Origin of the sequence: Picrophilus oshimae DSM 9789 (genome assembly GCF_900176435.1) — an archaeon.
Lineage (GTDB): Archaea > Thermoplasmatota > Thermoplasmata > Thermoplasmatales > Thermoplasmataceae > Picrophilus > Picrophilus oshimae.
On sequence record NZ_FWYE01000001.1, the window covers coordinates 590,145 to 612,637 of the forward strand.

Genomic DNA, 22,493 nt, shown 5'->3' on the forward strand with positions numbered 1-22,493 from the left:
ATGTCAAGGACAAAGTTAATAGCAACAATAGGCCCTGCAAGTGAATCAATGGAAATTATAAAAAAAATGGCAAATCTTGGGCTTTCATGCATAAGGATAAATACAGCACATATTGAAAATGGATACATAACAAAAGTAGCAAAAATGGTTGATGATGTTAATAAATCAGAGGGCACATACATAGGATTAATGGTGGATTTAAAGGGGCCAGAGTTAAGAACTGGAAAATTTAAGGACGGCTCATTTAAAATAGATTATAATAAAAAGTATAAAATATCATACAATAAAAATGACAACCCTGACATATTAATAAATTATAATATATCGGATTTCATAGACGATAAAACATTAATAGCAATGAGCGATGGAAAGTTAAGATTTTCCGTTGATTCTGTAAACGGTGATATAATAAACGTTACATCCCTTGATTCAGGCTCTTTAAGGGACAACTCAAGGGTCAATGTTCCAGGGAAGTTGTTAAGGCTCGGAAGCCTGACGGACCGCGACAGGATGTTCATAGAGGAGGGCATAAAAAACAATGTAAACTTCTATGCATTATCATTTGTTCAATCAAGGGAGAATATAAACGAGCTCCAGGATTATCTCTTTGAAAGGAACTGCGATGCACAGTTAATATCAAAGATAGAGACAAAGAGTGGCTATGATAACATCGATGAGATAGCAAGGGCCTCTGATTTTATAATGGTTGCCCGGGGCGATCTTGGCGTTGAGATGCCGTTGAAGGAGGTTACAATAGCACAGAAGAAAATTATAGATGAATCAAGAAAGTATGCAACACCGACAATAGTTGCAACGCAGATGCTTGAATCCATGGTTAACAACGATTCACCAACAAGGGCCGAGGTCTCTGATATAACAAATGCAATAATTGACGGAACGGACGCATTGATGCTATCCGAGGAAACCGCCATAGGAAGGTATCCTGTCGAGGCCATAGGCTATTTAAGCAGCATATCAGACTATGTCGATTCCATGGAGATAAAATACAAGGAACCTGAAAGCTTTGCCTTTGACAAGGTGGCATTTGCCATATCCAAGGGATTAAAGATGATATCTGACTACACAAACGTTGATTCTATTGTTGCATTCACAAGGTCTGGATTCACAGCAAGGCTGGTATCATCAATGAGGCCAGGGAAGATGATATACTCCGTTGTTTCAAGCGATTTCCTTGCAAGGTCATTAAACCTTTTAAAAAGCGTTGTTCCTGTAAAAATCGATGAATCAATGAAGTCAAAGGAAATATACGATATACTCGTTGATATAAACAGGAGCAATAAGATAAGACCGGGCAAAAAGGTGCTTGTTGTTTCAGGCTCTCCATACTTTGTCTTCGGCGGCACAAACGAGATAAGGCTTGTAACCATGGGAAAATTCATAGGCCGTGGATATCCTGTTGGTAACAGCTTCTCAGGTTACTATGAGCCCGATGGCTCTGGGGATATAATAATACTTGATAAATATATAAAAAACTTTGATTACAAAAAATACAAATGCGTTATAATAAAAGGCAATGTAAGCGATACAATAAAAAACCTCTTCTATGAAAATAAGATACTTTTATTGTACAACACTGAATTCGACGTTGAATTAAATGAGAAAACATTTCTAAACATAGATGGTGATACAGGAATAATAACAGCATAAATCATTTTTTCTTTATAAAAATATCCCTGCCTATGAACATGAACGGAACCAGATGTTTATCTATGTTCTCTCTAACCCATGGGTCGTCCCTGTAATCATTGAACCTGTCGTTTGTTATTATCATTGCATCGTTCTTTTTTGCATACTCTATGATGAATTCGTCTGCGCTTGTATCAGCAGGCGCAATTTTTATTATATTTAAATTCACAAGGTTTTCAAAGTGGTCCTTATCAATTATCTTGTATCTAAGGCTTGCGTCGCATATGACTATTATATTTTCTATACCATGTTTTTTAAATATCTTATCATGTTGGATATATTTTCTGCGAGCGGTCTTCCGGAGCCAAAGGCAACGTTGCTTCCATCTATTATATAATCCATTGATGCTGATTAATTTTAAAGATATTTAACCTTCGAACAAAATGAATCTTGAATCTATTTTAATATTATTATGAATGTTATCATCCATGGCAGTGTAACCGCCATCGATAAAATCAATATCATCATTTAATTCGAGGATCTGGTATGCGTTCTCATGCTTAAATATCCTTGAATCTCCATATTTTATGTATTTCTCCCTGTATTTTAAATCCCCGGAGAAAACAAACTTCCAGTTGTAATTTAAAAATGTATCATCATCAATAAAATATTCATCTCCTGATACATCTAGAATTCCATTTACAAAGAGAAAACGTTTAACCTCTTTAAATTTGTTCTTTTTAACCATGTTAAGTGATTTATAATTATCGTCCTTGACTATTAACCTCATCTTTTTATTGTATTTCCTTGCGTAATCTATAAGCAATGATGCTATTCCAAGGTTTCTGTGGTCGGGATCAACGCGTATGCCGCTGAGCCATATTGTATTATCCGGCATCTCCTCGATTTTCATGAAGCCCTTTATCTTATCGTCATAATAAACAAGAACCGTTCCAGTATTTAAATAATCAATGCCAGCCTTATTTATGTAATCATCGTACCCCGCAACCGATGATATATAACTTATGTATGGCCAGTCCTCAATCCCCGCGGTTCTTATCATAAAGGGCTATAAACAATTTTTATTTTTAAACTTTTTATTATCCATGAAATACATAAAATTTTTAATTTTATTAAATAAATATTTCTAAATCAATTTTATTTATATATTTAATAATATTATTCATACATAATACGTCATTAAATTTAATAATAGTTACATTACAATAAAAATATTTGCATTAAATAAAAATATTTTTTAGTTTTTTCCTAATAAAAATATAATTTTATTAATAAAAACTATAAATAAAAAATTTTATTTTATTATTTTTTTATATTACCAAAATATTATATATTATGTCACAATCCAAATTAAATGCTATTAAAAACATTTTATAAGATAGTGATTATACTTATAGGTGGACTTTTTCTGTTCTCCGGTTTCAGCCTAAGCTCTCCCGGGGCAGTGCCTGTAAGCATTAATCATATTAATCAATATGCAACAAACAGCAATTATGGTAACATTGCCTCAACAACCGATCTTTTAAATAATAGCGTTCTTCCAGGAAATTATAATGTTATGGCACCGGTGCGGGAGCCATACATAACAATGTATAATCCTGTAAATCATGATACCTATGTATCATCATATCCATACGAGGATATATATTATAATTACGGTCATTACATTTACTGCTATAATATAACAGTTCTAAATGCCACAGGGCATATTTTGACAACAATAAATACGGGCAGCAATGATACCTCTGCAATAACCTATAATTCAAATAACGGCAACGTCTATGTTCTTGGATATTATTCAAATACGGTCTCGGTTATAAATGGATCAACAAACAGGCTCACAGCGATAATAAACGTTGGAAAGAATCCCTACTCTGCCGTATTTGATCCGTACAATAATTATTTATACGTCGCTAATTATAATTCAGGAAATGTATCTGTTATAAATACCGAAAATAATAACGTTATATCCAGTGTAAATATATCCGGATATCCCGATGCCATGGCATACGATCAGTACAATCACGAGGTTTATGCGGCTGCCTATGATTCTAATTATATCTATATAATAAACGGCACATCTTTAAAAAATGAAATAAATATGTATTATTCATCACCGATATACATGATATATAATCCATACAATAAATATATGTATATTTTAAACTGCAGGGAATACTACGTTGAAACCCTGAACACATCAAACAATAATAGTGTTTCATACATAGAAACTGATATCTACGATTATTCATTCAATCCATATTCAATGATATATAACCATGAAAATCATTATATTTACATGTCAGGATACGATGATAGTAAAATGGCGGTGCTTAACAGCAGCAGTGTTGTTTACTGCATAAAAGATTTGGAAGATTTAAACAGCATCGTTTACAATTCATATAATAATGAGGTATATGCAGATTCATACTATGATCAGGTCTATGCAATAAATAATTCGTATAATATAATAAAAACAATCAGCACAGGAAGGGATCCTGAATTCATGTCATATAATAATTTTACAAATGAAATCTATGTTCCAAATTCATGTTCCGGCAATGTATCATTTATAGGATCAAATAACAATATTACAGGATCTGTGAACCTGTCCCTTGGAACATTTGACTCTGCGTATGATGTATTAAACGGATACCTTTATGTAACAAACTCAATACTTAACACTGTTTCTGTTTTAAATGCCGGAACCGGCCATATTATAAAAACAATAAACGTTGGGGAGACACCGGAGGATATAATATACGATCCATCAAATAATAATATATATGTTGCCAATGAATGCTCAGATTACATCTCAATTATAAGCGGTTCATCAAATACTGTTATTAAAAACATAAGTATATATCATGCAAAATCATTATTATACGATCCGGCAAACCATGATGTCTACGTTGGAACCGATTACTACGATTTTTATGTTATAAATTCAAGCTATTCTGTTTCATGCCATGGTGATGTTTATGATATATGCAGCATGGCATACGATCCTGTCAATAATCTAATATACGCAGCATCATACTGTCCGCATCTTTATGTTATAAATGCAAGCGACAATGTATCATGCTTTAATGATGGCGGTCTTATAAACCATGTTGTCTATGCAAATGGTTATATATACCTTGCCAGTGAATCAAACGGTATGGTATATTTAATATCAAATAATAAGACCATAAATAGTATTAAGGTTGGGACCTCGCCAAATGGAATATTATACAATTCAGGCGATAATTCAATCTACGTGGCAAACACCGGATCAGATAATATATCAGTGATAAAAAACAATGAAACTGTTGGATCATTGAATATTGGCTCTTACCCGCTTGGTATTTCATGTGACCCTGGCAATCATGATATGTTTGTTACTGATTACCTATCAAACTCTGTAAACTTCATTGATAATATAGGCATTGCACATGTAAACGTCTATGAACGGGGACTGCCATATGGAATTCCATGGTCGATAACGATTAATGGAATTAAATACAGTACTTCATCGAACTTTATATCAATGGAAGTATCCTCAGGAAATGTTTATAATTATGCTGTATACACACCGGATTATGCAAGATATATCGCGGCAAACCAGTACGGTGAGATAACAGTTAATGGCAATTCAAACATTTACATACATTTTCAGGAGATAAACTACATGGTTTTATTCAATGAAACCGGCGCATCCGGGACATGGCATGTAAATATAAACGGAAGGAACTACTCATCAAATAAAAGTAACATTATGGCATGCCTGCCATACGGAAATTACAATTACAGTGCATATTATGATAACCACAGCATTTCCGGTAATTTCACAATAAATGGAAACAATGTATATATTAATATAGGATTCCCGGCAGGCTTAAAATCAGGGCATTCAGGAAACGAAATTATCAATGATAACAATGAACAAAATTATCCTGGAATTTACTTATTTATATTAACAATAATTGCATTATCATTAATTGCCATAAGTGTTTTAATAAAACGGAAATAAATTTAAAATTTTATAATTTTTTAAAGATTTTTGAATAGATCGTCGTTTACAGTGCTTATGCTTAGATTCCCCCTTGAGTAGTCAACGTAGACGTTCTTTAGCTTTAGGTATTCTGAGATTCCGTACTTGCTTCCCTCGCCGGCCTGCCCTGTCAATCTGAATCCTGTATGATACCCCTGTGATGCCTCAGGCCCTGGCATGTTCACGTATAGTTCACCGAACCTTATCTTCTCGGATGCCTCAAATATTAACTCAGGATCCTCTGTGAATAAATAAGAGGCAAGTCCGTACTTTGAATCATTTGCCTTTTCGTATAATTCATCGACACTGGATACACTCTCTGCGCCTATGACCGGGCCAAAGATCTCCTCCTGGAATAATGGCGAATCCTGTGGAACGTTTTCTATTATCGTCGGTTCATAGAAGTATCCATTCTTGTATTTTCCTGATAGCTCCGGTTTTTTGCCGCCAAGGAGTATTTTATATCCCGAGCTCCTTGCAATATCAACGTATTTTTCCGTTGTTTCAACCGCGCTTTTATTTATCAATGGGCCCATGTCAGAGCTCTCCGGGTCTCCAAGTTTTATTCTTTTGCTTACCTCAATGAACTTTTTCATAAATTCATCGTATATATCCTCGTGTATGTATAATCTTTCAGCGGCTATGCATGACTGGCCAACGTTTAAATACTTTGCCCAGACCAGGGACTTTAATGCCCTTTCAATGTTTGCGTCCTTCCAGACCATGAACGGTGCCTTTCCGCCGAGCTCAAGTATCAATTTGGCCATGTTCTTTGATGCATTTTCCATGATCCTCTGGCCCGTGGATGTCGATCCAGTCATTGTTATCAATGATACCTTTTTATGCTCAACGATGTAATCACCTATTTCAGAGCCCTTGCCTGTTATTAGATTTAAAACGCCCTTTGGTATTCCGGCATCAACAAATTTTTTCACGAGCCATTCCGCAGTTAATGGTGTGTCTGAGCTTGGCTTTAATATTACTGTGTTTCCAGTTAAAAGTGCAGGCGCAAGCTTTCTTATCACCATTGCTGCAGGGAAGTTCCATGGCGTTATTGCTATTACTATTCCATATGGAACCTTGTATTGAAAGATCTTTCTTTTATTGCTTGTGCCCTCAACGATGTCCCCGGTTAGCTTTCTCTCGAATTCCGTGTAATACTGTAACTGGTCTATAACGCCCTCGGTTTCATCCATGGCCTCCCTTTTCACCTTTCCGTTCTCTTTAATTAAAAGATCCGTTAGCTGATCTTTATCCTTTGATATTAGTTCAAGGGCTTTGTAAAGTATTTTTGACCTTTCCATTGACGTCATGTCGCTCCATCTTTTGAATGCATCCTCTGCAGAGTCAATTGCAGCATCAACATCATTCCTTGTTGCAGCTGGAAACGTATCAAGAACCTCGCCTGTGCTTGGATTGTACTTTTTTATGGTCTCGCCGCTGGATGAATCCCTCCACTCACCATCTATGTAAATTTTCATGGTTAATTATTTTTAGATATTATAAATATATTTTCAAAGGTTCAATTCAATTCCATGTTCTTTGTCTCAGGTGCAACGAGAAAAGTTATTGTAAATCCAATCAATTCGAAGATTATTAAAAAGATTAAAACGTACCTTAGATTTAATGTGTATAATATTAAAGGAAATGCTATTGTTCCAAGTATTGCGCCTATCCTTGAGATCGATGTTGCAAACCCCATGGCAGTTGACCTTATCCTTGTTGGAAAGATCTCAACGGGATAATCGTATGTTATATTCGTCGGTCCAAGGTTATGGAACAAATGCATCGTTGCAAATGCAAGAAATGTAAATACTATATCTATTCTTACATAACCGTAGATCATTTCAAATATAAATAATGAAATGGCAGCACCGCCGAAGCCTATTAATTCAAGGTCACGCCTGCCTGCCCTTTCAATGAAGTATATGCATATTAAAAAGCCTGCAAAGACAGGTATCTCCTCGAGAATTGTTGCAAAAACCGATGCAACGATGCTTGAGCTTCCAGTAAAGAATACCGAAGGCGTGTACTCCCAGACGCCGTAGCTTGCAATATCATATGAAAACCATGCCAGTGAAACAAAAACTGTGTACTTTAAATACCTGTTTGAAAAAAGATCCCTGAAACTGCTTCTTCCACTCTCTGTTTTCGGTATCTCGTTTAATTCTATGCCAATGGACGATGAGACCCTGTTCGAGACCTCAAGGGCCTTATCCTTCATGTTCATATGCGATAGCCAGAAGGGGCTCTCCGGCAGCGTTCTCCTGCTTAATATAACTATTAAAGGTATTATCGCGGCGGTTCCATACATAAAACGCCATTGATATGCCCCTGTGTAATGTATGATTGGTATCGATAATAAAAGAAAGACGATGCTTCCTATTGTCCATGCAAATATGTTAAAGATCAGGAACCTGCCCCTGGTGTTTTTCGGCGAGAACTCTGCCTGTATCGATGAGCTTATAGGATAATCCGCGCCTATGCCTATTCCTGCAAGTATCTCAAAGATTATAAATTCATAGACATTGAATGATAATGCAGTAAGTATAAGAAAGACAGCAGTCAATGATAAATCGTATTCATACAATCTTTTCCTTCCCAGGGTATCTGCAAGATGCCCCATGGAGAAGCCGCCAAGCAGCATTCCTATAAAAAGCGAGGATCCCATGAATGCAGTTATAACCGCATTTGAGGATGGGTTTAAATAACCTGACATGTAAATATAGGCTATTGAATATATTGTTAAAATATAGCCGTCCATGAAGACGCCCATTGATGATAATGCCGTTATCTTTAACAGCATTGGGCTTACAGGTATGTTATCAATTCTTCTGTTCTCAAACATTTTAAATGTGTATTATAAATAAAGATAAAAAGTATATTATAAATATCTTATTTTTATAAAATCATCCCTTCCATATGCCTATGCCAAGGCCTATGATAAAAACAATCAAAAAGAATGTTACATTAATAGATGATAGATGAAGCGATGATGTATAATTGTATGTATAATTAGAAAGACCGGTTATTATATTCGAGAAGTTAACCTTTGGTATAAATGATAAATCTATAAATGATGCTATTAACAGTGCAACGACCAAAAGTACTATTGCAACAATAGCCTTTTTTGCAACCATGCCGAATAGCAGGCCATCTACAAAGACCAGGGCCAGGGTTATATAATTCTGGTATGGCTCCAAATAAGACGGATATATCATAATAAAATAACTTTATCTGGTATTTAAATCTTTATTTAGCATTCCGTAAATAATCTATCTTATCCTGTTTATTATTCTTCTAAATATTCCCATAATCTTAAAGTACTCGGCATCTGTTATATTTGATCTTGCGGCAATGCGCCTTGCCATAACAGAGAGTTTATCGACCTTTGGCTTTTCATAGCCCAAAAGGTTAAGAAGCTCCTCAAAGCGGTTTATCATTATATTGAAATGCTCAGGGCTTATATAATTGTTTGATTCTATTATATTTCCGGAGTAAACCCTTTTAATCATCTCGTATAATATTATTGCAACGGCATGTGATAGATTATAAACAGGGTACTCAGGATTACCTATAATTTTTATGAAAAAATTGCATTTTGATAATTCATAGTTATTCAATCCATTGTCCTCCCTGCCAAAGACCAGGGCAACACGTTTTCCATTTAAACCGTAATTGTCCCAGAAGTATTCAGGCGATACAGGAACCCTTGAAAATTTATTTCCTGATTTTGAGACATCCGATGTGCCGGCTATTATATCAAAGCCGGAAACAGCATCATCGAAGCTATTGTATATTCTGGCATTATCAAGTATGTACAACCCGTGCATTGCACGCCTTCTGGCATCCTCATCGATAGGCGTCTTTACTATCCTTAAATCTGTTAAACCGCTGTTCGCCATTGATCTGGCAACCGCACCGATGTTCCCCTGGTACTTTGGTTCGACAAGGACAACAGAGATTAATTTATTTACTTCCATTTACTGCGTTTCTTTTACATTGTTTTCATTGTTCTCTGGCTTTTCACTGTTCTCTGTTTTTTCACTGTTTTTCTGTTCCTCTGGTTTCTCCTCTTTCTTCTCCTCTTTTTTGTAGAACTCCTTTATGTAAACATCGTAATCCGGCAAATATTTCCTTATATCATTTACAAGACGGTACTTTGCATCGACCCAGTAGGCATCGAACTTTGCGTTCTCCGGTATTGTTATCTCTATATTTTCATTTATTTTAACATCAAACTCGCTTGAATCATTGTAATCCATGTCTATTAATGCCTTTACCTTTTCAACTGGGTCTGTAACAACCTTTTTCACCTCGTATTTATAGTAAATGTCCTTGCCGGCCAGCTCGTGATTGTAATCTATTAAAACCCTGCCTGGTGTGACCGTTATTACCTTTCCTATCTTGTTTCCGATGTTTACCTGCTGTCCAACCTCCGGATTTATGTTGTTTTTCTGGAACTCCCTCATGGGAACGACCTTTATGTTCTTTGGATCCCTCTCTCCATAGGCGTCCTTTGCAGGAACAACCACCTCGTACTCCTTTCCAACCTCTGCATTTAAAAAGGACTCGTTTATCTCCTTGAAAAGGCCATCCTGGCCAACTATCATTACTATGTCCCTGTATTTTTTCTTTTCATCGTATATGTTATTTTCCTTTGCAAGCTCCTCTTTACTTGTTGATATTAACTTTTTGTCAGCACCAGCACGCATTTCAAAGCTTATCTCTATGAAATCTCCATTATTCATCGTTAACCACCAATAATTTCTTTGAGATTATTTATTTCTATTTATATTTATTTGAATTAACATGAAACAATATTTATATGGAAATTAGAATACTGTTTTTAAATGGATCATTTCATCTCAGTTATAGTAACAGCATACAATCGCAGTGAATATTTACTGGATGCGGTTAAAAGTGCATTAAATCAAACCCTATCTAAAGAAAATATGAGATAATAGTAATTAAGAATTATAATGATGATAACATAGATGAATTTTTAAACAAAAATAATATAAAAAATATAATAATGGATGGCACAATTGGTGAATATCTTTACAAGGGTATAAATGAATCTAAAGGTGATATAATATCGTTTTTAGACGATGACGATCTATTTTTTAATAATAAACTGGAAATCATTATAAAATATTTCAATAATGGCTATGACTATGTTCATAACAAGGCAGAGATTATGGGAAATAAAATGGACAACGTCTATGGCGGTATTGCGTTTAATATGTCATCTATATCAATAAAAAAGGATTTTATAAATATAGATCATCTTAAAAATAATGTTTTTACAAATCAAGATACATTTATGTATTATTCATGCCTTGAAAATCATGGCCAGGCCATAGACATAAAAGATGTATTAACAGTTTATAGAATAAATAACAGTGTTACTAATGCCGTTACAAAATCTTTTGATGATTATGAATCAAAACGTTTAAAAAAAGCTATGCTATTTAATGATAGCTATCTAATTTTTATATCAATTTTTAAGAATAAACATGTCGTTCATGATATAAAATCAAACATCTTTTTGAACGATCTCACCATATTCTCAAGGAAAAAATACAAAAGGCCTAGATATTTTATATATTTTTTACTTTACAAGAAATACTGGAATAAAAGATTTGCAATCTTTGAATATTTTTCATTATTGCTCTTTGGCAATATCGCCAGGAGTGTATTGACTAACAAAAGAAAGAAAAGATTTTTTAATTATATTAGTAAATATGAAGCAAATGGCGAGTTCTGATATTTATAATAAATAAAACATAAAATGTAAAATTATATAATAAACTTTAATTGTAAAAAAGAAGAAAAACTATTCAATAAAATGGGGAGATATAGATAAGACCAAAACATGACGCTGCCATGTAAAATAATATATTTACGAATGTTATTCTTTCAGGTTTGGTTTGCTTTCCTTCATCTTGTTCTTAATGTTCCTTGGTTTTTGATAATAAAGACTCAATTTTTTCCAATGACTTATTTTCAATGGGAAAATCCATATAATAATTTATCGCATCTTTAATTCCAAATGAGTATATAATAAAATACTTATAAAGTTTCGTCAACGGTTTACCATTTAATAAGTCATTGATAAACCATCCCACTAGTTGCCAAATAAAAATGGAGAGGTTTATCTTTCTCTCTCTTAATAAAATGAAAGAATTTCTGCACATAAGATATAATCTCCAATCAGGTTCTATAGGTTTTTTACTATTATTAACGATGAGACCCAATCTATGATCTAGCATTTTGGTCGTAGTTGTTATGATTTTGTAACCCATACGTAAGACGTTGAAATCAAAATCAAAGTCTATTTGATCCATGAAAAATTCCTCTCTGTACTTTAATCCTTTTTTGAATAGCTCGCTATTGATTAGGCTTCCACTAATTATGGGGTAATTTATTTCAATGAAATAATCTTTTTTAGATTGAATATTATGCATGTTTAAACTAATTATACCAATCTTATAACCACTAAACATTAAATTAGCATTATATATCACATTAGATATATTCTCAAGTAATATCGAATCTTGGTCAAGCGTCAGTATATAGTCATAACTATACATTAATTCCTCTAAGCCCAAGTTAAGAGCTTTACCAATGCCATAATTTTTGTCAAGTTTTTTTAATTTTATCGTAGGGTTATTTTCCGAAATTTTTTCGATAAAATTAGAATTCAAAGATTTGTTATCTATAATCAATATTTTATCACAATATCTTGTGGCTTGTTTTAACACCGCCTCGAATCTTTCTTCGTCTGGGTTGTACGTTACGATTATACATCCGATGTTATTATTCATTCAACCCTCACCATTGTCTTATTATAAAGTTTAATGGCTTTTCCCTCTTTAATCTTTTTCTTTTGATACCAAAGCGTTGACTTGTTTATCTTCAATACTTTCCTTTCCCCCGGATCGATTGACATAATTCTATCCCTGAGATCACTGGTATCATTCCTTGACATCGTAATATCAGGTATCTTGAATTCCAATGATTTTGCCTTTCCTAACACGTATCTGCTCAATTCCCTGATATTTTCAAACATTATGTTCTCTAATGTATACTGTTTATTCCTGAACTCATAACGCTTGTTGAAATTGTCCTTTATTTTCTCAATCAAAAGCTTTGCTGTATCTGGCTTCAACCTGATATGGTAGTTCTCGGTTGTTATGAAGTCTGATCTCTTTAGTTTACAGCAATTCGATAACGGAATAATCCACAACATATCTAAACAATTCCTGTAAATCGTATACAAGAGGATGCTTGGACGATGCTAATTCGTGTAAAAATCCAATAGATACATCAAGACCTATTGTGTTGATGTCTTTCCTTACCATTGATTCCAGTATTGCATATCCATAGTTCAGTAAAGCGTTGATAGGATCGGATGCATTCATAGCGATTGCATGGACCGTTCACTTTCATATATTAGCCTCGATGCGTGATGGGGCAGTTCCATGGCTTTAATACTATACAACAATCGGCCTTATATTTTTCAGAATCAGCAGCAGATTAATAACAATAGCAAAATTTTATAAACGGATGCTTTATGTACGATTGGATGAAAGGGCTCATTCTCCATGGAGGCCAGGGCACGCGGTTAAGGCCGCTGACGCATACAGGACCGAAGCAACTGATAAATATAGCAGGCAAACCCATATCACAGTGGGCCTTGGAAAAATTAAAGGACACTGGTATAGAGAATATAGCCATCGTGCTCGGCGATAACAGTCCAAGGAAGGTCATCGAATACTATGGTGATGGTAGCAGATTCGGCGTCGATATCGAATACATTTACCAAGGTAGGGCCAGGGGCATAGCCGATGCGATATACAGGTGCAGGGATTTCATCGGAGGCGATGACTTCATCGTGTATCTCGGCGATAACGTCCTCTTCGATGATATATCGCCGATAGCATCTGACGGCAGCGACGCATCGCTGCTCCTAGCGCATGTGAAGGATCCACGTGCCTTCGGCGTTGCGGTCATAGACGGTGACAGGATAACAAAACTCGTTGAAAAACCAAAGGAGATCATATCTGATCTGGCGCTGATCGGTGTATACTACTTCAAGCCCCTCATGTTCGACTACATCGCAGACCTAAAGCCCAGCTGGAGGAACGAGCTGGAGATAACGGAGGCCTTGCAGCACATGATCGACGATAATCGTAGTATAAGCTTCAAGGTAGCAGACAGCTGGTGGAAGGATACCGGTAATCCAAACGACTTGCTAGAGGCAAACATGAAGCTTCTTGATAAGTTTGGAAGAGAGGGAAATTATGGAATTACAGAAAATTCAGATATTCTCGGCAGATCTTTCATAGGAGAGGGTAGTATAGTCCGCAATTCCAAGATCATAGGGCCAGCCCATATAGGCAATAAAGTCTCAATCGAAAACACCAGGATTGGACCGTATACAACGATCGGAGACGGTTCAGTGATAAGAGATGCAGACATAGAATATTCACTTATCCTTGAATCTGCCACCATTAGCGATATAAGGATGTCAGAATCCATCATTGGAAGCAAGTCGAGGATAGCTGGAGATGGCAAAAATTCACACTATAGCATTGTAATTGGTGAAAACTGCAGCGTCAAGAGGGGATGATATGAAGACATTAATAATTGGCAGAGATGGTCAGCTTGGTTCCGAGTTGATGAGGATCATTGACGGTGCTGTTGGGACTTCAAGGCGGTCAAAGTCAGATATATACCTCGACATCAAAAATCCAAATTCGATCGAGGATATAATAATGAAGGTATCGCCAGATGTTATTGTAAATACCGCAGCTATGACTGATGTGGATGGCTGTGAAACCAGCCCTGATGAAGCCTACCGTATAAACGCCATAGCCGTGAGGCATATCGCAAGGGCAGCATCCGTTGTGGGCTCATACTTAATTCACATTTCAACTGACTATGTGTTTGATGGATCGAAGGGCAATTACCGTGAGGATGATGTTCCAAATCCAGTAAATTACTATGGGCTAAGTAAACTCCTTGGTGAGGCCTATGCACTTTCGTATGACGACGCCCTGGTCGTAAGAACATCTGGTGTATACGGCGTGAAACTAAACTTCCCCCTCTATGTTGCTAAGACCCTCAGAGCTGGAGGTACTGTCAAGTGCATAGACTCCTATTATTCACCGATACACGCCAGCCAACTTGCAATGGCGATAAAAGAGATAATCTCGAGACGACTTTACGGAATTATCCATGTTTCCGGGCCGAGGATATCACGCTTTGACTTTGCTATAAAAATCAAGGAGAGGCTGGATATAGAGAGCGGAAAGATAATAATGGAAAACGAGAGGAAGATCCTTCTGGCTAATCGCCCATATGATTCTTCGCTGAACAATGGGCGTGCGAAGAGAATACTCGAATATCGTTTCGAGGATATTGATAATGGAATAGAGATGCTTCGAGATAAATATGAGGTGATTTGAAATGCCATTCTTATTCAGAAAGACGGAGATAGAAGGCGTGATGATAGTAGAACCCAAGATATTTGGAGACGAGCGTGGCTACTTTTATGAAACATATAAAAGAAGTGAGTTCTCAAAGAACGGAATAAGCGCAGACTTGGATCAGGACAACCAGAGTTTTTCAAAAAAGGGTGTGTTGAGGGGACTTCATTTTCAAAGAGAACCCTATGCTCAAGGGAAACTTGTCCGGGCGATAACGGGCAAGATATTTGATGTGGCCGTTGATATAAGGGAGGATTCCAAGACATTCGGTAGGTACGTTTCTGCCATATTGAGTGGCGAAAATAAGATAATGCTTTGGATTCCTGAGGGCTTTGCTCATGGTTTTCTGGCGTTGGAGGATTCCATAGTTCACTACAAGGCCACGCATGAATATAATAAGACGAGCGAAGGTGGTATAATATGGAACGATCCTGATATAAATATAGAGTGGCCCATGGATCCCGAGACAATATCAGAGAAGGATATGGCATGGCCAACGCTGAGGGAATTCAGGGCAAATAAATATATAAAATAGGAGGATGAAAGGTTATGAATATACTTGTAACTGGTGGTACCGGTTATATAGGGAGAATACTTGTTCCAGAGCTGATCGGTAGAGGGCATAACGTAACAGTGATAGATAGGGGATTCTTGGATTATGATGATCCCACGAAGGACTATGAAGGTGCCCACTTAATAAGAGATGATATCAGAACCTGTGACCCCTCCCGTCTACGTGGTTTTGATGGTGTTATCGATCTGGCGGCCCTTTCGAATGATCCATCTGGCGATCTGGACAAGACAGCCACATGGGATATAAACTACATAGGAAGGGTTAGAATAGCAAGACTTGCGAAGAAGCTTGGTGCAAAGAGATACGTTGTAGCCTCATCATGCTCCGTATATGGCTTCAGGGATGGGTTATCCGATGAAAGCACGCCTACGAACCCTCTTACAACATACGCAGAAGCAAACGTTGCCGTCGAGAGGGATAACCTCTCCTTAAACGACAGCTCTTTCAGGGCAACCGCTCTGAGGTTTGCAACTGTATTCGGTTATTCAAAGAGGTTCAGGTTGGATCTGGTCGTGAATGCCATGACGTTCTATGGATATAAAAACAGAGTAGTCAGGATGATGAGGGACGGAAATCAGTATAGGCCCTTCATACACGTCAAGGATGTTTCCAGAGCCTTAATTCAAGCTATTGAGTCAAACGATGATATTGGCGGCAGACCAATCAATGTAGGAAATGAGAGGCTTAACATGCAGATAAAGGATATTGCTACCATCATTATGCATAAACTTGGAAAGGATACAAAATTAGAATTATATGGCGACCCAGATAATAGATCCTATCAGGTAAAATTCGATGCGGCGCGAGACCTACTCAAGTTCGAGACAAAGTTCGATCTGGAATACGGGGTTGATGAAATCATTGATAAATGTAAAGAAGGATTAGATGATTTACCTCAGATGCATACCGTCAATTATTATAAGACGTTGCTGAATGCTGAGGACTCGATAGCAAAATATTTGAATCTGAAGCCTAAGATAATTTTCTGATCATTCTTTTTCTTTATGGGTTTATTATTTTTTATCACGAGAGACCTGTATCTTAATGTAATTTGACCTATGCAGGCAGGATGGAGAATCTGAAAGGCGTAGTGCGTGATTTCATAAAGGGCAATATCGCTTCATCATTTCCTGATAAACTCGTGAAGAAATATAAACAGGATGTCGTTGTAAATTTTGCAGCGGAATCGCATGTCGGTCGATAAATGATCCAAACTCATTCATACGCAAGAATGTTTTCGGTCTGGTCAACTTGCTGGAGCTATCAAGGAGATACGATTTCCGTAACTTACACATATCTACGGACGAGGTCTACGGCGAGAGCGAGGCGGATTATATAGCATTAATGATTCGAAGCTAATGCCATCTTCGTCGTATCCGCATCCAAGGCGTTCGCCGATATGATCTTAAAATCTTACGTGAGGACTTATGGAACTGACGCAATAATCATACGCGCATCTAACACATATGGAGAAAAACAGTATCCAGAGGAGCTCATACCGAAGGCTATAATCCGTGGTCTACTTGGCAAGGAAGTACCAGTATACGGGAGCGGGGATCAGCAGAGGAACTGGCTGTACGTTAAAGATTTTGTTAACGTAACTAAAAGTCTGAGCGAAGAAGGCAGGAAAGGCGAGGACAACATCTCAGGTGATAACGTAAGAACGAATCTAGAGATCCTCGGGGCCATATCGAAATATGTAACTCTGAAGCTGAAGCATGTGGGCGATAGGCCTGGACATTATATAGCATATAAGATGAAGAACACGAAGATAACGTTTGAAAGAACACCATTAGAATCGGGCATCAAGGAAACCGTTGAATGGTACAGATCGAATGAATGGTGGTGGAAACCGCTGATAGATGATCCGTATTTCACGAAGGACGAGGAATGGAAGATTAATTCAGTGTAATTTGAAAATAATTATAGGCATCAGTTTCTAACCCTCTATGAAGATTGAAATGTAATTATTCCAGTATTCGTTTATAACCTCAGTCGCATTGAGGTCTTTCTGCATAGACGATTCATTCTCTATTTTCTATGAGTTTTGTGAATTCCAAAGCAACATCATGCCATGTTACTACTGCACTTTTCTGCTTTTCCAATATCTCCACTCTTAAATCTGCATTTGACATAAGAGTGGATAATGATTTCACTATGCACCTTTCATCATTAACATCGCAGACGAAAGAACCGAATTTTTGGTAATGAATTCCACAGCCAGCCTCGGTGATAACCATCGAAAGACCATAATGAACTGCCTCGGTCCTCGCTATTTCAAAGCTCCCCCATCTTGATAAAAGGCAGAATATCGATGCCTGCCGATATTCCTTGATCAGCTCCTCATAGCTCACATCTGTTTTCAGCTCAACGGAGTTGCCAAGATTTAGATCGCTTATCTGCTTCTTTAATGAATTCATGTAGGATTCATCACTTGACGATCCGATTATCCTTAACTTCCACTCCTGGAATTTATCTTTTAGTTTCGAGAATACTTTTATCAATATATCATGTCCCTTCTGAGGATGAATCCGACCTACACTGAGAATAACATTCCGTCTCATTTCATAAGCATTTACTTCGCCCCCATCGATATTAGAAAGTACCCCATTTGGCACTATTACATATTTGTCTTTATATCGATTAATAATTTTTGGCTCTATCAGTTCGACATAAGTGCATTCAGATTCGCATGCTATTTTGTCAAATAGTCTTGTGAACATATAGCGATAAAATACAGGAATAAAGTGATCTTTCGTAATCCTTAGAGAGTCAGGATCAGCATCCAGTTTTAGGATCAATTTGATGTACGATTGACGACTAAGTTTCGTATATATCCTCAAAAGAAATGCGAATAAAATGGCCTCAATTTCTGTGTGTTCGATGATCAGAGCTTTAGGTCTGTATTTATGTATGACCTTTAACATATTTAGGAGACCTATTAGCCTGTTTCTAGGCTTGGATATTGTGCTTTCAGTTGCTTCCTCATAGGTTTGTATGATGTTCAAATTGCTCATTGTATGGCTTGAATTAAATCTCCCAACTACCAAGGTGACCATATATCCTAAGTTGCTTAACTTAGCAGGGATAGAGCTATGGTCCTTTTTTCTAGTGAACATCAAGAAAGATAGAAACTGGCCACCAAAATTATTACGTTTTCTGAGGACATCGTTGAGTTATATCAGTTAGTAGTTTAAATTCTTGCGCTGTTGATGATTCAGATTGAATCCTTAAATGAACGGTATGAGAAAAATTAATATTGCACATTCATTATTGTTGGATCACAATCTATGGTGCCTAGACTTTATGTAAGCTAAAGAAGAAACCTCAGTGAATATGTCCCTTGGTCCATCTTTACTTTTTTGTTCGATTCTCTAATTTCGATTTTTCAAACTCTATAATGTATCTGCACCTTCATTATTTGCATAGCATATGCGGAATATTTCAAATCAGTGAAATGATTATCTATACAGACTAATCTGCCATAGGGATCATAGTAATCTCACAGGATTATGATTACAGATCGATCTTCATGAAAATGAATAGGAGATATAGATTACAGGACAGACGAAATTATTAATTATGATTTCCCACTCTCCTAATAAATATGGTAGAGAATGAATTAATGAATTTATATAAATCAGAGAATATTTCCGATATATTGCAGTTTTATCGGCATTTTGATAACGTATCAGATCTCATAGGATGGATGCAAGGAATTCCGAAGTCTAAACCGAATATAAAGATCATTGAAGGTGAAAATTCTGATATAGCCGTCTTGTGCCCACGGCTGATGCTGAAAGCAGGTTAGCAGGCAATATAAAAAGAATCTTTAAGGGATTCCTAATTTGCTTTGTTGAAGATAATTCTAAATTTTTTAGATTGTCCTATAGCTATAATTATGGCCTAGAAGCTTTGAAACGCTTTGATCCAAGTTAGGTTATTTTCAGTAACGATGATATGGTTGAAAGGGATTCGCCGGAAAGACTTAGACAAGAAATTTATATGAAATCAGATAATAAAATACTATTCGCTAGAATGTCAGATAGAAGTTCTCATTCTAACACTTGGGTAATTGGACATTACACCTTGCCAAACAGACTTACGTATTTTATAATGAATCATGAGTTTGCAATGTTAGAAAGGAAATACAACATAAATGTGAGCATCAATGAAAAAAAGAGATAGCTCATCAATCATGAAATTTATCAATGGGATCAGATCAGAATACCAAATCATAAATGTAGGAGACTTTTCTATATTTTCTAAAGCTCTTCTAAAACAACTTAACTATAAGCCTTGGGATGATACATATATACATGGCTATGAAGATATTGACCTTTCTTTGCGTCTGCTAAAGGAAGGAATCTACAACAGCGCTTCTTTTTTAAATTATGATATTGGAAGCATGGAATCTGCCACGGCAGGAAGATCAAAATTGAGATCCCTAAGAGACATAGCTAATAAAGCTTATTTCAATTTAAAATTCAAAAAGTCTTTCGAAGGAAAACACCGATCTAGTAGCAGCGCACTCAAATTGCTGTAATTTCAAAAAGATCATGCTCAACTTCAATCCACTCAACATTTCATATGACTTTTTTCTGTGATTAGTTGTATAAAATCCTTTTATAGATGCCATGAAAAAGTTCTTTTGACCACACTTGTATGACGGTGCAAGCGTGAGAGTCGGATAGGCAGCAGATAATTAACTTGACCTGAGAGGTCGCTAGATAGATTTGCTGCCCTTCGATTCTCAACTAACTGAAAGAAGGGTGAATAGAAGACGGTCGAACATGTTTCCGACCCTAACTCTCACGAACCACTATTGGAGGTGATCAGTATCTATATCTCGGTTATGGATAGTTTAAGTTTAAACACATGTAAAGAGATATATATAACGAATAATTTATATAAATATATAAAGGAGGTAATGTAAATGCCGGGAAGAGTATACTCAAGCTAGGAGAAATACAAAATTATAATGGAGTCATTCCAGAATCCCAATATTACAATAGCAGCAATATGCAGGGAGCGTGGAATAGCAGTATCACTGTTCTATAAATGGAAGGATCAGTTCCTGGATGGTGGAAGAAAGGACTTGGAAGGTAAGGATCTGGATAAGTCCCTGGTTAAGGAGGTTGAAAGTCTAAAATCAATAATAGGTGAAATGATCATAGCAAATGAAATTTTAAAAAAATTATATGAGGAGGAAAAGATGAGTTCAGTGGATGAGATGAATGATAATGGAATAGAAGTAAAAAAAGCATGTTATTATTCCGGTATAAACAGATTACGTACTATTACGGGAAGAGGCATGAAAATAAGGAAGATAAGAGGTATATTGATACTGGATCATTCCATAGTTCAATAAAGACAGATTATATCTGGATCAATGAAATCAGCAATTTCAAGGATGGAAAAAGCAATCATAGAAAATGCATTCCATGATTACAACAATATAAGATCGCATTCCACACTGAATTATTATTCATCTGTACAGTTCCTTGATAAATGGAATAATGATGAAAGTTTCAGGGAAATATTATAGAGGATTTTTAAAGAATTTGAAAGATGGCTATAAAAGGGGAAAGAGCAATTATAATAGGAGGTTGATGATAAATGTCTCATAAAATGGAAAGATTTTTGTTTAACAATCACTATTCAACATCAAAAGTCTTGAAAATAAACAAGTCTACACTATAGTATCAATAGAAAAAGATTTAAGAGTGAAGGAATATTAAGCTCTATAACAAGACAAGGAGAAGGATTGAATGAATATAAGATTAACTTACACAAATGCAAAACTAATTCACAGGCATCTAGGAATATCATATCCAGAGCTTGCCATTTATTACATTAGCAAGCGGGAAGGCTCAAAGAGTGTAAGCGTAAATTATAATTCGGCCAATGTGAGATTTTCAGATTTGTCAAATATCGCCAGACTACTTGAAAATGAGTGGAAAATTATTCAGACTTCAGAAAAACTGATTACATTTCGTTCTCCCGATGATGTTATTATAACGTGTAGATGTAACGTTGGATATGACTTTGGGCATTTAGTAGAAATTTTTTTAGAAAAATCCTATGGATCTGATTTCAATAATAAGAACATTATAGATATTGGTGCAAGCAATGGTGATTCAGCAATATATTTTGCTAAGAAAGGGGCAAAGCGTGTTGTGTGTCTGGAGCCAGATACGAGAAGTTTTGAACTAGCCGTTAATAATTTAAAAGCATCAAAAGTTGAAGATCGCGTTACTATCCTGAATAAGGCACTAAGTAACAAAGATGGAGAGATTAAATTATTTGTGTATGATATGAATCCAAATGCTAATTCTGTTGATAAAAGCAACATGGTACATCTCAAAGATACGATGCATGAGGAGACCGTTGAGTCAATAACGGTAAAAGACGTAATCGGTATGTTTGAAGGTGAGCAAATAGATCTACTGAAGATGGATTGTGAAGGATGTAAATACTCTGTTTTAAGAAATTTAGATGCTGAGTCATATAAGAAAATTAAAAGCATAGTTATGGAATATCATAATGGTTTACAATTCTTAAAAGGGCTCCTTGAGTCATACGGTTTTAATGTTGAGGTAAAGGCCGGTAATGATAAAATAGGTTATATCAGTGCAAACAGGGTAAGATTATTAAACTGATTCGTCATCCCAAAATATCATTGCCCACTACAGCTTATTGGTATACCATAGAAGACGCC

At 36.1% G+C, this 22,493-nt stretch carries 25 protein-coding genes; 14 read left to right on the forward strand and 11 right to left on the reverse strand.

Features of this window, described 5'->3' with window-relative positions; translation table 11 throughout:
- The gene (gene pyk / locus B8780_RS03245; RefSeq protein WP_084272625.1) at nt 1–1,668 is read left to right on the forward strand and encodes a pyruvate kinase; all 1,668 of its coding nucleotides are present in this window, start codon (nt 1–3) and stop codon (nt 1,666–1,668) included.
- Between the two features lies 1 nt (nt 1,669).
- On the opposite strand, the gene B8780_RS03250 is transcribed toward pyk, so the two are convergent.
- Both B8780_RS03250 and B8780_RS03255 read right to left on the reverse strand, forming a co-directional pair.
- Nucleotides 1,670–1,984: an NYN domain-containing protein gene (locus B8780_RS03250; RefSeq protein WP_330831685.1), complete on the reverse strand. Its 315-nt coding sequence runs from the start codon at nt 1,982–1,984 to the stop codon at nt 1,670–1,672.
- Nucleotides 1,985–2,074: 90 nt separating this feature from the next.
- The gene (locus B8780_RS03255) at nt 2,075–2,710 is read right to left on the reverse strand and encodes a GNAT family N-acetyltransferase (RefSeq protein WP_084272627.1); all 636 of its coding nucleotides are present in this window, start codon (nt 2,708–2,710) and stop codon (nt 2,075–2,077) included.
- A gap of 312 nt (nt 2,711–3,022) precedes the next feature.
- On the opposite strand from B8780_RS03255, the gene B8780_RS03260 reads away from it, so the two are divergent.
- On the forward strand, nt 3,023–5,680 hold the full coding sequence (locus B8780_RS03260) for a YncE family protein (protein ID WP_084272628.1): 2,658 nt from the start codon (nt 3,023–3,025) through the stop codon (nt 5,678–5,680).
- Nucleotides 5,681–5,700: 20 nt separating this feature from the next.
- Here B8780_RS03260 and B8780_RS03265 read toward each other — a convergent pair whose 3' ends face one another.
- From B8780_RS03265 to B8780_RS03285, 5 genes are all read right to left on the reverse strand, one after another.
- Nucleotides 5,701–7,182, reverse strand: coding sequence for a D-glyceraldehyde dehydrogenase (locus B8780_RS03265; RefSeq protein ID WP_084272629.1), 1,482 nt, complete (start codon nt 7,180–7,182; stop codon nt 5,701–5,703).
- Nucleotides 7,183–7,223: 41 nt separating this feature from the next.
- Complete coding sequence (locus B8780_RS03270) at nt 7,224–8,549, reverse strand: MFS transporter (RefSeq protein WP_084272630.1); 1,326 nt, start codon at nt 8,547–8,549, stop codon at nt 7,224–7,226.
- A 61-nt stretch (nt 8,550–8,610) separates the two neighbouring features.
- Nucleotides 8,611–8,922, reverse strand: coding sequence for a hypothetical protein (locus B8780_RS03275; RefSeq protein WP_084272631.1), 312 nt, complete (start codon nt 8,920–8,922; stop codon nt 8,611–8,613).
- Between the two features lie 54 nt (nt 8,923–8,976).
- Nucleotides 8,977–9,684, reverse strand: coding sequence for an RNA methyltransferase (locus tag B8780_RS03280; RefSeq protein WP_011177130.1), 708 nt, complete (start codon nt 9,682–9,684; stop codon nt 8,977–8,979).
- Nucleotides 9,685–10,452 (reverse strand): FKBP-type peptidyl-prolyl cis-trans isomerase, encoded by a 768-nt coding sequence (locus tag B8780_RS03285; protein WP_084272632.1) that lies wholly within the window; start codon nt 10,450–10,452, stop codon nt 9,685–9,687. It lies immediately after the preceding gene.
- Between the two features lie 102 nt (nt 10,453–10,554).
- Between B8780_RS03285 and B8780_RS08330 the strand changes: the two genes are divergently transcribed.
- The gene (locus B8780_RS08330) at nt 10,555–10,665 is read left to right on the forward strand and encodes a glycosyltransferase (RefSeq protein WP_269087906.1); all 111 of its coding nucleotides are present in this window, start codon (nt 10,555–10,557) and stop codon (nt 10,663–10,665) included.
- Nucleotides 10,666–10,694: 29 nt separating this feature from the next.
- Nucleotides 10,695–11,471, forward strand: a complete 777-nt coding sequence (locus B8780_RS08265; RefSeq protein WP_269087909.1) for a glycosyltransferase — start codon at nt 10,695–10,697, stop codon at nt 11,469–11,471.
- Between the two features lie 184 nt (nt 11,472–11,655).
- Here the strand turns inward: B8780_RS08265 and B8780_RS03295 are convergent, their stop codons facing one another.
- From B8780_RS03295 to cas1, 3 genes are read right to left on the reverse strand one after another with little or no spacing between them, the layout of a single operon-like run.
- Nucleotides 11,656–12,531, reverse strand: a complete 876-nt coding sequence (locus B8780_RS03295) for a glycosyltransferase (protein ID WP_084272633.1) — start codon at nt 12,529–12,531, stop codon at nt 11,656–11,658.
- The gene (locus B8780_RS08270; protein WP_236719362.1) at nt 12,528–12,875 is read right to left on the reverse strand and encodes a hypothetical protein; all 348 of its coding nucleotides are present in this window, start codon (nt 12,873–12,875) and stop codon (nt 12,528–12,530) included. The genes B8780_RS03295 and B8780_RS08270 overlap by 4 nt, the downstream gene beginning before the upstream one ends.
- Nucleotides 12,876–12,921: 46 nt before the next feature.
- Nucleotides 12,922–13,128 (reverse strand): CRISPR-associated endonuclease Cas1, encoded by a 207-nt coding sequence (cas1, locus tag B8780_RS08275; protein WP_330831680.1) that lies wholly within the window; start codon nt 13,126–13,128, stop codon nt 12,922–12,924.
- 164 nt (nt 13,129–13,292) lie between these two features.
- Between cas1 and B8780_RS03305 the strand changes: the two genes are divergently transcribed.
- From B8780_RS03305 to B8780_RS08085, 6 genes are all read left to right on the forward strand, one after another.
- Nucleotides 13,293–14,339, forward strand: coding sequence for a glucose-1-phosphate thymidylyltransferase (locus tag B8780_RS03305; RefSeq protein WP_084272634.1), 1,047 nt, complete (start codon nt 13,293–13,295; stop codon nt 14,337–14,339).
- Between the two features lies 1 nt (nt 14,340).
- The gene (locus tag B8780_RS03310; RefSeq protein WP_084272635.1) at nt 14,341–15,177 is read left to right on the forward strand and encodes an SDR family oxidoreductase; all 837 of its coding nucleotides are present in this window, start codon (nt 14,341–14,343) and stop codon (nt 15,175–15,177) included.
- A 1-nt stretch (nt 15,178) separates the two neighbouring features.
- The gene (gene rfbC / locus B8780_RS03315; RefSeq protein ID WP_084272636.1) at nt 15,179–15,733 is read left to right on the forward strand and encodes a dTDP-4-dehydrorhamnose 3,5-epimerase; all 555 of its coding nucleotides are present in this window, start codon (nt 15,179–15,181) and stop codon (nt 15,731–15,733) included.
- 14 nt (nt 15,734–15,747) lie between these two features.
- On the forward strand, nt 15,748–16,761 hold the full coding sequence (locus B8780_RS03320) for an NAD-dependent epimerase/dehydratase family protein (RefSeq protein ID WP_084272637.1): 1,014 nt from the start codon (nt 15,748–15,750) through the stop codon (nt 16,759–16,761).
- Nucleotides 16,762–16,972: 211 nt separating this feature from the next.
- On the forward strand, nt 16,973–17,131 hold the full coding sequence (locus B8780_RS08395; RefSeq protein ID WP_394335500.1) for a GDP-mannose 4,6-dehydratase: 159 nt from the start codon (nt 16,973–16,975) through the stop codon (nt 17,129–17,131).
- Nucleotides 17,132–17,135: 4 nt separating this feature from the next.
- Complete coding sequence (locus B8780_RS08085) at nt 17,136–17,684, forward strand: NAD-dependent epimerase/dehydratase family protein (RefSeq protein ID WP_269087910.1); 549 nt, start codon at nt 17,136–17,138, stop codon at nt 17,682–17,684.
- Nucleotides 17,685–17,796: 112 nt separating this feature from the next.
- Here B8780_RS08085 and B8780_RS03330 read toward each other — a convergent pair whose 3' ends face one another.
- Nucleotides 17,797–18,822 (reverse strand): glycosyltransferase, encoded by a 1,026-nt coding sequence (locus B8780_RS03330; RefSeq protein ID WP_161939670.1) that lies wholly within the window; start codon nt 18,820–18,822, stop codon nt 17,797–17,799.
- 1,121 nt (nt 18,823–19,943) lie between these two features.
- Here B8780_RS03330 and B8780_RS03340 point away from each other — a divergent pair.
- The 4 genes from B8780_RS03340 (at nt 19,944) to B8780_RS03350 (ending at nt 22,434) form a co-directional block, all read left to right on the forward strand.
- On the forward strand, nt 19,944–20,318 hold the full coding sequence (locus B8780_RS03340) for a glycosyltransferase family 2 protein (RefSeq protein WP_084272640.1): 375 nt from the start codon (nt 19,944–19,946) through the stop codon (nt 20,316–20,318).
- A gap of 432 nt (nt 20,319–20,750) precedes the next feature.
- Entirely contained in the window at nt 20,751–21,143 is a 393-nt protein-coding gene (locus B8780_RS03345; RefSeq protein WP_330831687.1) for a transposase, read from the forward strand.
- A 21-nt stretch (nt 21,144–21,164) separates the two neighbouring features.
- On the forward strand, nt 21,165–21,320 hold the full coding sequence (locus B8780_RS08090) for a hypothetical protein (protein ID WP_153274204.1): 156 nt from the start codon (nt 21,165–21,167) through the stop codon (nt 21,318–21,320).
- Nucleotides 21,321–21,543: 223 nt separating this feature from the next.
- Nucleotides 21,544–22,434 (forward strand): FkbM family methyltransferase, encoded by an 891-nt coding sequence (locus tag B8780_RS03350; RefSeq protein ID WP_084272642.1) that lies wholly within the window; start codon nt 21,544–21,546, stop codon nt 22,432–22,434.
- Nucleotides 22,435–22,493: the final 59 nt, after the last annotated feature.